The following is a 14,945-nucleotide window of genomic DNA, read 5'->3' on the forward strand; positions in this document are numbered from 1 at the left end:
GGGGGGGTGGTTCGGGGGGGGGCGCCCCCGCCCCGGGGCGGGCGCCCCCCGCGCCGGCCCCCCCGCCGCCGGCCGCCGCGCCGGTTCGGGAGTCCGGCCCCTCGTCGGCCCCGTCCGCCACCCCCGCGCCCCGCCCGCAGGCGCCCGAGCCGCGCCAGGTCTCCCCCGAGGACGACATCCCCGAGGAGGACGACCCGGACCTCGACGAGTCCGCGCTCTCCGGCCGGGAACTGCTGGTACGGGAGCTGGGAGCGACGGTCGTCGAGGAGATCGCGCACGAGTAGAACCGGGGGGTGCGGGCGCGTCCCGCCCCGCTCGGCCTGGAGGAACCCACAACGCTCCGCCGCCCCGCCCTTCGGAAGCCCGCACAAGGAGCCCCGGCCCGTTCCCATTAGGCTGGCCCCGTGAAGGTCCTTGTCATCGGCGGCGGCGCCCGCGAACACGCCCTGTGCCGTTCCCTGTCCCTCGACCCCGACGTGACCGCGCTGCACTGCGCACCCGGCAACGCCGGTATCGCCGAGGTCGCCGAACTGCACCAGGTCGACGCCCTCGACGGCGCGGCCGTCACCGCGCTGGCCGAACGCCTCGGTGCCGAGCTGGTCGTGGTCGGCCCGGAGGCGCCCCTGGTCGCCGGGGTCGCCGACGCCGTGCGCGAGGCCGGCATCCCGGTCTTCGGCCCCTCCGGGCAGGCCGCGCGGCTGGAGGGTTCCAAGGCCTTCGCCAAGGACGTCATGGCAGGCGCCGGCGTCCCCACCGCCCGCTCGTACGTCTGCACCACCCCGGCCGAGGTCGACGCGGCCCTCGACGCCTTCGGCGCTCCGTACGTCGTCAAGGACGACGGGCTGGCCGCCGGCAAGGGCGTCGTCGTCACCGGTGACATCGAGTCGGCCCGGGAGCACGCCGCGGCCTGCGACCGCGTCGTCATCGAGGAGTACCTGGACGGCCCCGAGGTCTCCCTCTTCGCCATCACCGACGGCGACAACGTCCGCCCGCTCCAGCCCGCCCAGGACTTCAAGCGCGCCCTGGACGGCGACGAGGGCCCCAACACCGGCGGCATGGGCGCCTACTCGCCGCTGCCGTGGGCCGACCCCAAGCTGGTCGACGAGGTCGTGGAGAGCGTGCTCCAGCCGACCGTCGACGAGATGCGCCGGCGCGGCACTCCGTTCTCCGGGCTCCTCTACGCCGGTCTGGCGATCACCTCGCGCGGCATCCGCGTGATCGAGTTCAACGCCCGCTTCGGCGACCCCGAGACCCAGGTCGTGCTGGCCCGCCTGCGGACCCCGCTCGCCGGTCTGCTGATGGCCGCCGCCACCGGCAACCTCGCCGACCTGGAGCCGCTGCGCTGGAGCGACGACGCGGCCGTCACCGTGGTCGTGGCCTCCCACAACTACCCCGGCACCCCGCGCACCGGCGACCCGATCACCGGCCTCGCCGAGGTGGCCGACGAGGACGCCCCGCACGCCTACGTCCTGCACGCCGGCACCCGCGCCGAGGGCGACGCCGTCGTCAGCGCCGGTGGCCGCGTCCTGTCCGTCACGGCCACCGGCACGGACCTCACCGAGGCCCGCGACCGCGCCTACCGGGCCGTCGCCCGCATCGACCTCGACGGCTCGCAGCACCGTACGGACATCGCCGCGAAGGCCGCCGCGGGCGCCTGACCGGCCCCGCGGAACCCGCCCGCGCACCGCAACCCCACAGGCCCCGGCTCCGTCCCAGGAACCGGGGCCTGATCCTTGCAATCCGTCATCCACCTTTCCCCAAAGCCATTCCATCGAGTGACCGATAGTCCATACGGCTGACGGGCACGAAGGCCCCAACTATGGTGCCGCGCAAGCGTTCCGGCACTTGGCCCACCGACATTGCGATGTCAGTGGCGGGTGCCACAGTGGGGGAGTGAGCAGCAGCAGACGAGCAGTTGGACGAGCCAGGACAGACAGGACGTCGATGAGGGGGTGAGGTCCGGCCGTGACCGGTACCGGTGGTGAGGAGATGGGCGCGCAGGCCGCGCGTTCCCGGGCGTTGGGCGTGCTGCGCGTCCGCAGTCGCGCGCTGGCCGTCGCCCTGTTGCCCGCTGCCCTCGCCGTGATCCTGCTCGTGGGCGGCTCCACCGGGCGGCTGGTGGGCGCGGGCTGGGACGCCGCCCGCTGGGCCGTGTCCGTCCTCGCGGTGCTCGTACTGGCCGCCGCGGCCGGGGTGGCCCTGGTCGTGGCCCGCTCCCGGCCCGCCGTCACCCCCACGGTCACGATCGCCGAGGAGTCCGCGCCGGACCTCTACCGGATGGTGCGCGACCTGGCCGACCGGCTCGACGTGCCCGCCCCCTCCGCGATAGCGCTCACGCCTGACTGCGACAGCTGGCTGGAGGACCGCAGCCACCCGGCCCACGGACCGCCCCCGGCGGCGGAGCACGACGACCCGGCCGTCCCGGGCGGCCCCGCCCGCCCCCGCGGCGCCACCGCGCCCGTCCTCGTCATCGGCTCACCCTTCCTGTGGTGGATGCGCGTGGGTGAGCTGCGCGCCGTCCTCGCCCCGGTCGTCGCCGGTACGGGACCCTCGGCGCACCCCGACATAGCCGCGGCCCGGCGTTTCATACGCGGCCTGGACGCCGCGGTGGCGGTGGCCTCGGCGGACCGGCGCGACCCGCTGTCCCGGGCGGCGTGCGTGGGCCTGGGCCGGGTGTCCCGGCTGCTGCTGCGCAGCTGCCGCGTGCACGCGGCCGAGATGGAGCGCGGCGTCGCGTCGGCGGCGGCCGAGCGTGCACAGGCTGTGGACTACGGTCTGCGGATCGTCGCCCAGGAGCAGGTCGGGCTCGCCTACGCGGGCTGGGACCGGCTGCTGACCCGGGTGGCGCTGCCCGCCTGGCGGATGGGCCGCTGGCCCTCCCGGCTGGACGTGGGGGTCGTCGCCGCCCTCACCGAGCTGTCCCGCCGCGACCGCCTGGCCGAGGGTTTCGCCTCGCGCCTGGGGGAGCGCCCCGCCTGCGACCTGCTGGAGGAGCCCGGCGCGATGGACGAGGCGGTCTCGCTGCTCACCGCGCGCCTCTTCCACGGCGGGCCCGAGACCGGCCCGGACTGGTCGCCGGTGGACTGGGACGAGTATCCCGAGGAGGTCGTGGACCGCACCTGGCGCACGGACGCGGCCCGCCTGCACCGCGTGCTGGACACCCTGGGCGTCCGCCGCGCCGCCGAGGGCGCCGCACCGGGCACCGAGGGCCCGACCCTGGCCCGCGTCCTGGACCACCTCGCGACGGCCACGACGGCCACCGCGACGCCCGCCGACGATCCCCGGGCCGCTGACGATCTCCGGTCCGCCGACGATCTCCGGTCCGACGGGGACACACCCTTCACGGCGACCACCCTGGCCCCCACCGAAACCGCCCCGCGCACGGCCGCCGACACCGCCACGGCCACCAACGCCATAGAGGCCGCCCACCCCCATCCCGAGGACGACGACGACTTGTCCGGCACCACCACCCGCGGAGTCGCCCTCGCCGCCGGACTCAGTGCCCAGCTCGCCCGCGAGGAGGCCGCGGCACAGCCCACCGGAGCCGGAGCCGGCGCCTCCGCCACCCCCATGGCCGCCGCCGGAGCCGTCGGACCCGACGCCGCCCTCTGGGACGACCGCGCGCTCCCCCTCTTCCCCCTGCAACCCCCGCGCACCGGCCGCGAGATCCTCACCGCGCACATCACCGCGATGGTGTGCTGCGCGGCGATGGACACCGCCGGCGCGGCCCCGGGTCTCGACTGGCTGGACGGACCGTCGCTCCTGTTCGACGGAGTCCGCGCCGCGGACCTGGCCCCCAGCGTGCTCAGCCTGGTCGAGTCCGGCGATCCGGGCCCCCTGCGCGCCTGGATTACCGAGCTGGGCATACGCCCGGAGAAGCCGGTGCGCCTGGTCTGACGCGGCCGGACAGGACCCTGCCGCCGAATCGGACCCCCCGATTCCACTTTCGGCCACTTCGCAACGAACAGTGACAGCACGCGTGCGAAATGTGATGTGCTGGGACCGAATCGAGCACATGGCAAGGGCGTTCGTCATACGCACGACCACGGGGGCACGAAGGAGGGGGCGGTCCCATGGGGTCCGAGCAGATCCGCCGCTGGGAGTCGGGAGCACTCGCGCACGCCGTGACGGACCCCTTCGGCCAGGGGCCCCTCCCGTGGCTGCGCGGCGGCGAGACGTACTTCGGCGACACCGGCCAGGTCGTCGCCTGGTACGCGGACCAGGACACGGCGCCGGCCCAGCGCGGCGGCCCGCGCGCCGCCGACGACGTCCGCCGCCAGATCAAGGGTTTCACCGCCACCGGCGCCGCCGCCCCCGGCGAGGCCATCGACTTCCACATCACCGTCGACCCGCCGCAGGAGTTCAGCGTCGACGTCTACCGGATCGGCCACTACGGCGGTGACGGCGCCGCCAAGATCACCACCAGCCCCCGTCTGTCCGGCATGGTCCAGCCCCCGCCGCTCACCGCCGACCGCACGGTCTCCTGCCACCACTGGTGGCTGTCCTGGCGGCTCCAGATCCCGTCGTACTGGAGCATCGGCGCGTACGTCGCCGTCCTCACCACCGCCGACGGCCACCGCTCCCACGTCCCCTTCACGGTCCGCGACAGCCACCCGGCCGACCTGCTGCTCCTGCTGCCGGACATCACCTGGCAGGCCTACAACCTGTACCCGGAGGACGGCCGCACCGGTGCCAGCCTCTACCACGCCTGGGACGAGGAGGGCCGGCTGCTCGGCGAGGCGGACGCCGCCACGACCGTCTCCTTCGACCGGCCGTACGCGGGCGCGGGGCTGCCGCTGCACGTCGGCCACGCCTACGATTTCATCCGCTTCGCCGAGCGCTACGGCTACGACCTCGCCTACGCCGACGCCCGCGACCTCCACTCCGGCCGGATCGACCCGGCCCGCTACCGGGGCCTCGTCTTCCCCGGCCACGACGAGTACTGGTCCGGCGCCATGCGCCGCACCACCGAACTCGCCCGCGAGCGGGGCACGTCCCTGGTCTTCCTCTCCGCCAACACCATGTACTGGCAGGTGGAGCTGGCCCCGTCGCCGTCCGGCGCCCCCGACCGCCTGCTGACCTGCCGCAAGCGCCGGGCCCCGGGCCGGCCGGTGCTGTGGCGGGAGATCGGCCGCCCCGAGCAGCAGCTGCTCGGCATCCAGTACGCCGGCCGTGTCCCCGAACCGCACCCGATGATCGTCCGCAACGCCGGCCACTGGCTCTGGGAGGCCACCGGCGCCCACGAGGGCGACCCGATCGAGGACCTGGTGGCGGGCGAGGCCGACCGCTACTTCCCGCGCACCGCGCTCCCCGCGCACGACGAGCGGGTCCTGCTCGCCCACTCCCCGTACACCGACGCCCACGGCGCCCGGCGCCACCAGGAGACCTCGCTGTACCGGGCCCCGTCGGGCGCCTGGGTCTTCGCGTCCGGGACGTTCGCGTGGTCCCCGGCCCTGGACCGCCCCGGCCACGTCGACCCACGCGTCCAGCGCGCCACCGCCAACCTCCTGGACCGCATCTGCAAACGGGACTGACCGCGCCCGAAAACGACCCCCCGGGCCCCCGGCCCCCCCACGTACGGGACAATCGACGTATTGGACAGAACCACGGGGAGGAACCGTGTCCGGATTCGTTGAAAAGCCCGAGCCGCTCCAGGTTCCGGGTCTGGTGCACCTGCACACCGGCAAGGTGCGCGAGCTGTACCGGAACGAGGCGGGCGACCTCGTGATGGTCGCCAGCGACCGCATGTCCGCCTACGACTGGGTGCTGCCGACCGAGATCCCCGACAAGGGCCGGGTCCTCACCCAGCTCTCCCTGTGGTGGTTCGACCAGCTCGCCGACCTGGCCCCGAACCACGTCCTGAGCACCGAGCTGCCCCCCGGCGCCCCCGCCGACTGGGAGGGCCGCGCCCTGGTCTGCAAGTCGCTGCGGATGGTCCCCGTGGAGTGCGTGGCCCGCGGCTACCTCACCGGCTCCGGGCTCGCGGAGTACGACGAGACCCGCACCGTCTGCGGCCTCGCCCTCCCCGAGGGCCTCGTCGACGGCTCGGAGCTGCCCGCCCCGATCTTCACCCCTGCCACCAAGGCCGAGGTCGGCGAGCACGACGAGAACGTCTCCTACGAGGAGGTCGCCCGCCAGGTCGGCGCGGACACCGCCGCCGCCCTGCGCCAGGCCACCCTCGCCGTCTACTCCCGCGCCCGCGACATCGCCCGCGAGCGCGGCATCGTCCTCGCGGACACCAAGTTCGAGTTCGGCTTCGACGGGGACGACCTGGTCCTCGCCGACGAGGTTCTCACCCCGGACTCGTCCCGCTTCTGGCCGGCCGACCGGTGGCAGCCGGGCCGCGCGCAGCCGTCGTACGACAAGCAGTTCGTGCGGGACTGGCTGACCTCGGCGGAGTCCGGCTGGGACCGCAGGAGCGAGCAGCCCCCGCCGCCGCTGCCACAGCAGGTCGTGGACGCCACCCGCGCCAAGTACGTGGAGGCGTACGAGCTCCTGACCGGCCTGAGCTGGTCGTAGCGGCCGCGGCCACGCGGACACGAAGAAGCCCCCGGCCGGAACCGGGGGCTTCTCACACGGAGCGAACGACGAGGTTCGAACTCGCGACCTCAACCTTGGCAAGGTTGCGCTCTACCAACTGAGCTACGTTCGCACTGCGCCGTGGTTTTCGCCGTGGCGCGTGAGCCACTATACCCAACCCCGCTCCCGCGCGAGGCGCACCGCCGCGTGGCGGTTCTCCGCCCCGAGCTTGCCGGCGGCCGACGACAGGTAGTTCCGTACGGTCCCCTCGGCCAGCGCGGCGCGTTCCGCGATCTCCGAGACGGGCGCGCCGTCGGCGGCGTGTTCCAGGACCTCCGCCTCGCGGGCGGTCAGCGGCGAGTCCCCGGCGGAGATCGCGTCGGCGGCCAACTCGGGGTCGACGTAACGGTTTCCCGCGTGCACCGTGCGGATCAGCTCGGCGAGCCGCTGGGCGCTGGTCGTCTTGGGCACGAACCCGCGCACCCCAGCCGCGAGCGCCCGCTTCAGGTGCCCGGGCCGGCCGTGACTGGTCACGATCAGCACCTTGCAGGCGGGCAGCTCGGCCCGCAGCGATGTGGCGACCTTCACACCGTCGGCGCCGGGCATCTGGAGATCCAGTACGGCGACGTCCGGCGCGTGGGCCCGCGCCATCGCCAGGGCCTCGGGACCGGTGGCCGCCTCGGCGACCACGACGAGGTCGTCCTCCAGGGAGAGCAGGGCCGCCAGGGCGCCGCGGATGAGGTGCTCGTCGTCGGCGAGCAGCACCCGCACGGGGCCCGTCACGACGCCGCCTCCCGCGCGGCCGGGGCGTGCGGTGGCAGCGGCACCTCGGCCGTCACCCGGAACACGCCCTTGCCGACGGTCCCCGCCTCCAGCATCCCGTCCACCACGGACAGCCGCTCCCGCAGCCCGGCGAGCCCGGAACCGCCGGGCCCGGCGGGCGCGTCCGCGTCGGCCGAGGGGCCGGTCCCGTCCAGGACTCCGTCGTTCTCCACCGTCAGCACTACCCGCCCATCCGACATCCGCACCACCACGGCCACCCTCTCCGCGTCCCCGTGCCGCAGCACGTTCGTGGTCGCCTCCCGCACCACCCAGCCCAGCGCCGACTGCACCTCGGCGGGCAGCCCGGCCGTCTCGCCGGTGACCTCCGCGACGATGCCGGCCGCCGAGAGCACGCCCCGGGCGCCGGCCAGTTCGACCTCCAGGTCGACCTCCCGGTAGCCGCGTACGACGTCCCGGACCTCGCGCTGCGACTCCTGCGCGATGCGCTGCGCCTCGATCATCTGCTCCACCGCCTCCGGCCGCCCGCGCCGGGACAGCTGGACGGCCAGTTCGCTCTTGAGGGCGATCACCGCCAGGTTCCTCCCCATCACGTCGTGCAGGTCCCGGCCGAACCGCAGCCGTTCCTCGGCGACCGCGAGCCGGACCCGGGTCTCCTTGGCCTCGTCGAGCGCGTAGACCGCGTTGAGGAGCCAGACGGAGAACACCGAGGTGAAGGCGAGGAACGCCCCGCCCATCACCAGGGCGCACGCCGTGACCAGCGCGCTGATCCAGGACAGGCCCAGCGCGAAGGCCACGAGCCCCGCGCCCACCGAGAAGCCGCCGACCAGGCCCATGACGCGCCGCCGCCGGTCGTGCACTCCGAGGGCCAGTACGCCGACGCCGAAGCCCTGCACTCCCACGAAGACACCGAGGGCCGCGGCGTCGACCTCCTCACCCCGGGGTCCGTGCTCCACGAGAGCGATCGCGGCGATCGCGAGGAGGGCGGTGACCACGCCGAGCGTCCACAGCTGCCGTACCGGCCGCGGACGGCGGCCGAGGGTCCAGTCCAGGGCCCGTGAAGCGGTCGCCATGCACACCGCGGCGTGCGTGGCGACCATCAGGGACAGCGCGGTCGCGAGCCCCGGCCCCACCTGGCCGAAGGTCGACAGGCCGATGCCGCCGATCTCGCACACCCCGAAGAAGTGGAGCGACCACCGGGTGTACGTCTCCACCTTCTCCGGCGTGGTCTTCCGCCGCCACCATCCGCCTGGCCTGCGCATCTGTCCGCCGTTCCCGCTCATCCCGTACGTCTCGCCCGTCCCGTACGTCAGTGCCGTGGCTCCCAGCGGAACCACCGTCGTACAGCAAACACCGCGACCACGGTCCAGGCCACCGCCGTCACCACGGCGCCCAGTGCCTCGCCGCCCGACAGGTCGCCGGTCCAGCCGCCGCGCACCAGGGTGATCACCGGCGTCATCGGCAGCAGTTCGCAGACGGCGGCCAGGCGGTCGGGGAGCAGCTCCAGCGGGACGAACATGCCGGAGCCGAGCATCGAGACGAACATGAAGGGCAACGGGGTGACCTGCGCGCTCTCACCGGTCCGGGTGAAGCTCGCGGTGACCCCGGCGAGCGCGGCGCACAGCACAAGACCGAGCAGCAGGCCGAGGACGGACAGGTGGAGCGCGGACGGCGCGGACAGGTCGAGGAGCACGGCGCAGCCCACCGCGAGCAGCAGGGACTGCACGAGGCCGCTGAGCAGGGCCGGTGTCGCGGACCCGGCGAGGATCTCCACGTCGCGCAGTTCGCCGGTGCGCAGCCGCTTGAGGACGAGTTCCTCGCGCCGGACGACGAAGACGCCGACGAGGGCCGAGTAGACGGCGAACAGCAGGGAGAAGCCGATCGCGGCGGGCAGGACCAGCGTGCCGACGGTCAGTCCTGCCCCGGCGAGGTCCATCTCCTTGGCCGCCGACTTCACGCTGAACGGCAGCACCAGCGGCACGAACAGGGCGGCGAAGAGGGTGCCCTTGTTCCGTCCGAGCAGGGTCAGTTCGGCGCGGGCGAGGGCGGTCATCCGCGTCCTCGGCGTGCTGACCGGGGTGGTCACGGCGGGTGTCGCGGAGTCCTTCGTGCTGATGGCGCTCATGTCGCGTACTCCTTCGTCGTGGCAGGAGCCGTTCCGTCGGACGCCCCGTCGGCGGTCCTCGCGGACATCTCTTTGGCGATGCTCAGGAAGGCCTCTTCCAGGGAGGCCGAGCGGACGTCCAGGCGGCGCAGTTCCACTCCGGCCTGTCCGGCCCACACCAGCAGGCCGGTGGCCGCGCGCTGGAGTTCGCGGGTGCGCAGCTTCACCATCCGGCCCTCGACCTCGTGGCCGCTGACTCCCATGCCGTCGAGCGGCGGCAGGTCGCCGACGAAGTAGCCGGCGGGCAGCTCGAAGGAGATCCGGGACGGCTGTGCGGCGGTCACCTCGGCCGGGGTGCCGGTGGCGGCGATCCGGCCCTCGTGCATGATCGCGAGCCGGTCGGCGAGGTTCTCGGCCTCTTCGAGGTAGTGCGTGGTCAGCAGCACGGTCGTGCCCTGGTCGCGCAGGGCGCTCACCAACTCCCAGGTGTCCCGGCGGCCTTCGGCGTCCAGTCCGCTGCTGGGCTCGTCGAGGAAGAGCACCTCGGGGTCGCCGAGCAGCGCGAGCGCCAGGTCGAGCCGGCGCCGCTGGCCCCCGGAGAGCTGCTTCACGCGGGTGTCGGTCTTCGACTCAAGGCCGACCAGCTCCAGGACCTCGGCCGGCGGACGGGCGCCGCTCACGCACCCCGCCCACATCCGGGCCGTCTCGGCGACGGTCAGCTCGGAGGGGAAGCCGCCCTCCTGGAGCATGACCCCGGTGCGGGGGCGTACGGCGGCGCGCTCGGTGTAGGGGTCGTGCCCGAGGACGCGCACCCGGCCGCCGGCCGGGGCGGCGAGCCCCTCCAGCAGTTCGACCGTCGAGGTCTTGCCGGCGCCGTTGGTGCCCAGCAGCGCGAAGACCTCGCCGCGGCGCACGGAGAAGTCGATACCGCGCACGGCCTCGAACCCGCCCCCGTACACCCGCCGCAGGTCGGTGACCTCAATCACGTGTTCGTGTCCGTTGGTTTGCATGCTTCAAGCCTTCCGGGCATCAGGGCCGCGTAACAGTGCGGGCCGTCATCACCGGACATGACAAATGTCAGAGGGGGCCGCCGGGCGTCGCCGGGCGCACGAAAAGACCCCGGTCCGTGAAGACCGGGGTCTGATTCCCGAGCGGACGACGAGGCTCGAACTCGCGACCTCAACCTTGGCAAGGTTGCGCTCTACCAACTGAGCTACGTCCGCATTGCCGCCGACCGGCCTTCACCGATCGGTGCGAGCACCAGCCTACCTGATCCAATCGGGTCACGGTTGGGCGATGCAGAGCGGGTGACAGGAATTGCACACTGCGCCTTCCCCCTGGAAGGGGGATGTTCTACTACTGAACTACACCCGCATGTTCCGTGAGCCGGGCCCTTGGGCCTCGCCCCTCGGCGTGCTCCAGACTTTAGCTGATCACCCGGGGTGCCGCGCAAGTCGGTTGCCGCGAGGGGCGACTGAGCGGCCGTCGGCCGCCGCCGGGCTCACCGGGCCGCGGCGAACGCCTCGTACACCTTCTTCGGGATCCGGCCCCGCGCGGGCACGTCCATCTTGTTGGCCTGGGCCCAGGCGCGGACCGCCGCCGGGTCCGGGGCGACCTCCGTCTGCCGGTACGCCTTGCCGGACCTCGACCGCTTGCGGCCGGCCGACACGTACGGCTCCAGTGCCTTGCGCAGTTTCCGGGCATTGGTTTCGTTCAGGTCGATCTCGTACATCCGGCCGTCCACACCGAAGGCGATCGTCTCCGCCGCTTCCGAGCCGTCGATGTCGTCAAAGAGAGTGACCACGACACGCTGCGCCACGAATATCGGTCCCTTCGTGCGGCATCTCCCGCGATGACGTGCCAAGACGCCGCGATGATGCCGACTGTTCGCCTGTAATTGGGCAAAGTATCGGCTAATGACATTTCATTTGTACAGTGCCCGGCATTGCAATGGGAAGCCCGACTAAATCTCTTGGCGTGTCTGCCGCGCAATAGGTGTCCGGAGCCGATCCGGGATCTTTCCCGAAGCTTTTCGCGGACGCCTCCCGCCGATGCCGAATCGTGATCGGGCTCACGTAGTTTCCTCCAAGGCTACGCGCGTAGAAATTTCGTACGGGTAGTCTGAAGGGACCTGCTCAGCACCACACACCGGGAGTGCCAGTGGCACGCGTCGTAGTCGACGTCATGCTCAAGCCGGAGATCCTCGACCCCCAGGGCCAGGCGGTGCAGCGCGCACTGCCGCGACTGGGTTTCGAAGGGATCTCGGACGTCCGCCAGGGAAAGCGATTCGAACTGGAAGTGGACGGGCCCGTCGACGACGCCGCCCTCGCCCGCATCCATGATCTTGCGGAATCCTTCCTCGCCAACACCGTGATCGAGGACTTCACCGTCAAGGTCGAGTCGGAAGACGCAGTCGCGGAGGCCGTGAAGTGACCGCTCGTATTGGCGTCGTCACTTTCCCCGGCAGTCTCGACGACAGGGACACGCAGCGCGCGATCCGCGTCGCCGGCGCCGAACCCGTCGCCCTCTGGCACAAGGACAAGGACCTGGGGCAGGTCGACGCCGTGGTGCTCTGCGGTGGTTTCTCTTACGGCGACTATCTGCGGGCCGGCGCCATCGCGCGTTTCTCGCCGGTGATGGACACCGTCATCGACCAGGCGAAGGCCGGTCTTCCGGTGCTGGGCATCTGCAACGGCTTCCAGATCCTCACGGAGGCCCACCTGCTGCCCGGCGGCATGCTCGGCAACGACCACCTGCACTTCATCTGCCGCGACCAGAAGCTGCGGGTGGAGAACGCGGGCACGGCCTGGACCAGCGACTACACCGCCGGCCAGGAGATCCACATCCCGCTGAAGAACATCGACGGGCGCTACGTCGCCGACCAGCGCACGCTGGACGAGCTGGAGGCCGAGGGGCGGGTCGCGTTCCGTTACGTGGCCCGCGGCGAAGCCGCTGATGGATGCGGTAATCCGAACGGCTCGCTCAACGACATCGCCGGCATCACCAACGCCGCCGGCAACGTCGTGGGCCTCATGCCGCACCCGGAGCACGCCGTCGAGCCGCTGATCGGCACCGGCCGCACCGACGGCCTCCCGTTCTTCACCTCGATCCTCAAGAAGCTGGTCAACGCATGAGCCGGACGCCTCTGGACACGGTCGAGCACGCGGCCGAGACCCCCGACGTCGAGCTGCCCTGGGCCGAGCTGGGCCTGAAGAAGGACGAGTACGAGCGGGTGGTGGAGATCCTCGGCCGCCGCCCGACCGGCGCGGAACTCGCCATGTACTCCGTCATGTGGTCCGAGCACTGCTCGTACAAGAGCAGCAAGGTCCACCTGCGCCAGTTCGGCGAGAAGGCCCCCCAGTCCGACGCGATGCTCGTCGGCATCGGCGAGAACGCCGGTGTCGTCGACGTCGGCCAGGGCTACGCGGTCACCTTCAAGGTCGAGTCGCACAACCACCCGTCGTACGTCGAGCCCTACCAGGGCGCCGCGACCGGCGTCGGCGGCATCGTGCGCGACATCATCGCGATGGGCGCGCGTCCCGTCGCCGTCGTGGACCCGCTCCGTTTCGGCGCCGCGGACCACCCCGACACCAAGCGCGTGCTGCCCGGTGTCGTCGCCGGCATCGGCGGCTACGGCAACTGCCTGGGCCTGCCCAACATCGGCGGCGAGGTCGTCTTCGACGCCTGCTACCAGGGCAACCCGCTGGTCAACGCCGGTGCCATCGGCGTCATGCGGCACGAGGACATCCACCTCGCCAAGGCATCCGGCGCGGGCAACAAGGTCATCCTGTACGGCGCCCGCACCGGCGGCGACGGCATCGGCGGCGCGTCGATCCTGGCGAGCGAGACCTTCGACACTGCATCTGATAGTGCCTCCGGCACGGGCAAGCCGTCCAAGCGCCCCGCCGTCCAGGTCGGCGACCCCTTCCAGGAGAAGCTCCTCATCGAGTGCACCCTGGAGGCGTTCAGGGAGAAGCTGGTCGTCGGCATCCAGGACCTCGGCGCGGCCGGCCTGTCCTGCGCCACCTCCGAGCTGGCCTCCAACGGCTCCGGCGGCATGCGCGTGACCCTGGACGACGTACCCCTGCGCGACTCGACGCTCTCCCCCGAGGAAATCCTCATGAGCGAGTCGCAGGAGCGCATGTGCGCGGTCGTGGAGCCGGCGAAGGTCGACCGCTTCCTGGAGATCTGCGAGAAGTGGGACGTCATCGCCACCGTCATCGGTGAGGTCACCGACGGCGACCGCCTGGAGATCTACTGGCACGGCGGCAAGATCGTCGACGTCGACCCGCGCACGGTGGCGCACGAGGGCCCGGTCTACGAGCGCCCCTACGCCCGCCCGGAATGGCAGGACGCCCTCCAGGCCGACGACGCGAACAAGCTGCCCCGGCCGCAGTCGTCCGACGAGCTGAAGGACCAGGTCCTGAAGCTGGTCGGCTCGCCGAACCAGGCGTCCAAGCAGTGGATCACCCAGCAGTACGACCACTTCGTACAGGGCAACACCGTCCTCGCCCAGCCCGAGGACTCGGGCATGATCCGCGTGGACGAGGAGTCAGGCCTCGGCGTCGCCATCGCCACCGACGGCAACGGCCGGTACGCCAAGCTCGACCCGTACACGGGCGCACAGCTGGCGCTGGCGGAGGCCTACCGGAACGTCGCGACGACCGGTGCGAAGCCCCTCGCCGTCTCCGACTGCCTGAACTTCGGCTCGCCGGAGGACCCGGCGGTCATGTGGCAGTTCGCGGAGGCCGTGCGCGGCCTGGCCGACGGCTGCCTCCAGCTCGGTACCCCGGTGACCGGCGGCAACGTCTCGCTCTACAACCAGACGGGCGAGGCCGCGATCCACCCGACCCCGGTCGTGGCGGTCCTCGGCGTCATCGACGACGTGGCCCGGCGCACGCCGGTCGCCTTCCAGGAGGACGGCCAGCTGCTGTACCTCCTCGGCGACACCCGTGAGGAGTTCGGCGGCTCGGCCTGGTCCCAGGTCGTCCACGACCACCTCGGCGGCCTGCCCCCGAAGGTCGACCTGGAGCGCGAGCGCCTGCTCGGCGAGATCCTGATCTCCGCCTCCCGCGACGGCATGATCGACTCCGCGCACGACCTGTCTGACGGCGGTCTGGTGCAGGCGGTCGTCGAGTCGGCGCTGCTCGGTGGCAGGGGCGCGCGTCTGGTCGTACCGGACGGGCTCGACGCCTTCACCTTCCTGTTCTCGGAGTCGGCGGGCCGCGCGGTCGTCGCCGTCCCGCGTTCGGAGGAGGTCCGCTTCAACGACATGTGCGGCGCGCGCGGCCTGCCCGTCACCCGCGTCGGTGTCGTCGACGGCGACGCGGTGGAGGTCCAGGGCGAGTTCTCCCTCTCCCTGGCCGACCTGCGCGAGGCCCACGAGGGGACGATCCCGGGGCTGCTCGCCTGAGCGCACGGTTCTTGAGAGATCGAGGTGCCCCCCCCGGCCCGGCGGGGCCCCCGCGGGTCCGCGCCCCTCGTTATTGTTGTCCACCCTGGCGAGTTGGATGGCGCCCCGGGCGGGGGGGACCCACACCCC

General features: G+C 72.5%; 12 protein-coding genes, 3 tRNA genes and 1 pseudogene. 8 read left to right on the top strand and 8 right to left on the bottom strand.

Annotated features, from left to right (window positions below):
- From ACFWR9_RS39565 to ACFWR9_RS39585, 5 genes and pseudogenes are all read left to right on the top strand, one after another.
- Positions 1-284: pseudogene (locus ACFWR9_RS39565) on the top strand (DNA polymerase III subunit gamma/tau); the annotation flags it as partial.
- A gap of 120 nt (positions 285-404) precedes the next feature.
- Positions 405-1,658, top strand: coding sequence for a phosphoribosylamine--glycine ligase (gene purD, locus ACFWR9_RS39570; protein WP_383851612.1), 1,254 nt, complete (start codon positions 405-407; stop codon positions 1,656-1,658).
- A gap of 307 nt (positions 1,659-1,965) precedes the next feature.
- Complete coding sequence (locus tag ACFWR9_RS39575; RefSeq protein ID WP_383851614.1) at positions 1,966-3,897, top strand: hypothetical protein; 1,932 nt, start codon at positions 1,966-1,968, stop codon at positions 3,895-3,897.
- 176 nt (positions 3,898-4,073) lie between these two features.
- Positions 4,074-5,534 carry a N,N-dimethylformamidase beta subunit family domain-containing protein gene (locus ACFWR9_RS39580; RefSeq protein WP_383851616.1) on the top strand — a complete coding sequence of 487 codons (1,461 nt, stop codon included), beginning with the start codon at positions 4,074-4,076 and terminating at the stop codon, positions 5,532-5,534.
- An 85-nt stretch (positions 5,535-5,619) separates the two neighbouring features.
- A complete protein-coding gene (locus ACFWR9_RS39585; RefSeq protein WP_383851618.1) occupies positions 5,620-6,519 on the top strand; it encodes a phosphoribosylaminoimidazolesuccinocarboxamide synthase in 900 nt (299 codons plus the stop codon).
- Between the two features lie 60 nt (positions 6,520-6,579).
- Here ACFWR9_RS39585 and ACFWR9_RS39590 read toward each other — a convergent pair.
- From ACFWR9_RS39590 to ACFWR9_RS39625, 8 genes are all read right to left on the bottom strand, one after another.
- Positions 6,580-6,652 (bottom strand) — tRNA-Gly (locus tag ACFWR9_RS39590).
- A gap of 35 nt (positions 6,653-6,687) precedes the next feature.
- Positions 6,688-7,302 (bottom strand): response regulator, encoded by a 615-nt coding sequence (locus ACFWR9_RS39595; RefSeq protein ID WP_383851620.1) that lies wholly within the window; start codon positions 7,300-7,302, stop codon positions 6,688-6,690.
- Positions 7,299-8,561 carry a sensor histidine kinase gene (locus tag ACFWR9_RS39600; RefSeq protein WP_383851656.1) on the bottom strand — a complete coding sequence of 421 codons (1,263 nt, stop codon included), beginning with the start codon at positions 8,559-8,561 and terminating at the stop codon, positions 7,299-7,301. The genes ACFWR9_RS39595 and ACFWR9_RS39600 overlap by 4 nt, the downstream gene beginning before the upstream one ends.
- A 47-nt stretch (positions 8,562-8,608) precedes the next feature.
- Positions 8,609-9,424: an ABC transporter permease gene (locus ACFWR9_RS39605; protein ID WP_383851622.1), complete on the bottom strand. Its 816-nt coding sequence runs from the start codon at positions 9,422-9,424 to the stop codon at positions 8,609-8,611.
- Positions 9,421-10,413, bottom strand: a complete 993-nt coding sequence (locus ACFWR9_RS39610) for an ABC transporter ATP-binding protein (RefSeq protein ID WP_383851624.1) — start codon at positions 10,411-10,413, stop codon at positions 9,421-9,423. The genes ACFWR9_RS39605 and ACFWR9_RS39610 overlap by 4 nt, the downstream gene beginning before the upstream one ends.
- Positions 10,414-10,553: 140 nt before the next feature.
- Positions 10,554-10,626: transfer RNA gene (locus ACFWR9_RS39615), tRNA-Gly, on the bottom strand.
- Positions 10,627-10,705: 79 nt separating this feature from the next.
- Positions 10,706-10,777: transfer RNA gene (locus ACFWR9_RS39620), tRNA-Gly, on the bottom strand.
- A gap of 127 nt (positions 10,778-10,904) precedes the next feature.
- Positions 10,905-11,222, bottom strand: coding sequence for an Lsr2 family protein (locus ACFWR9_RS39625; RefSeq protein ID WP_064728688.1), 318 nt, complete (start codon positions 11,220-11,222; stop codon positions 10,905-10,907).
- A gap of 341 nt (positions 11,223-11,563) precedes the next feature.
- Here ACFWR9_RS39625 and purS point away from each other — a divergent pair, with 341 nt between their 5' ends.
- Genes purS through purL form a run of 3 tightly spaced genes read left to right on the top strand, consistent with a single transcriptional unit; the run spans position 11,564 to position 14,816 of the window.
- Positions 11,564-11,836 (top strand): phosphoribosylformylglycinamidine synthase subunit PurS, encoded by a 273-nt coding sequence (gene purS / locus ACFWR9_RS39630; RefSeq protein ID WP_122616955.1) that lies wholly within the window; start codon positions 11,564-11,566, stop codon positions 11,834-11,836.
- A complete protein-coding gene (gene purQ / locus ACFWR9_RS39635; RefSeq protein WP_383851628.1) occupies positions 11,833-12,537 on the top strand; it encodes a phosphoribosylformylglycinamidine synthase subunit PurQ in 705 nt (234 codons plus the stop codon). Before purS ends, purQ begins: the two co-directional genes overlap by 4 nt.
- Positions 12,534-14,816 carry a phosphoribosylformylglycinamidine synthase subunit PurL gene (gene purL / locus ACFWR9_RS39640; protein ID WP_383851631.1) on the top strand — a complete coding sequence of 761 codons (2,283 nt, stop codon included), beginning with the start codon at positions 12,534-12,536 and terminating at the stop codon, positions 14,814-14,816. The genes purQ and purL overlap by 4 nt, the downstream gene beginning before the upstream one ends.
- Positions 14,817-14,945: the final 129 nt, after the last annotated feature.

Origin of the sequence: Streptomyces sp. NPDC058534 (genome assembly GCF_042717365.1) — a bacterium.
GTDB lineage: Bacteria > Actinomycetota > Actinomycetes > Streptomycetales > Streptomycetaceae > Streptomyces.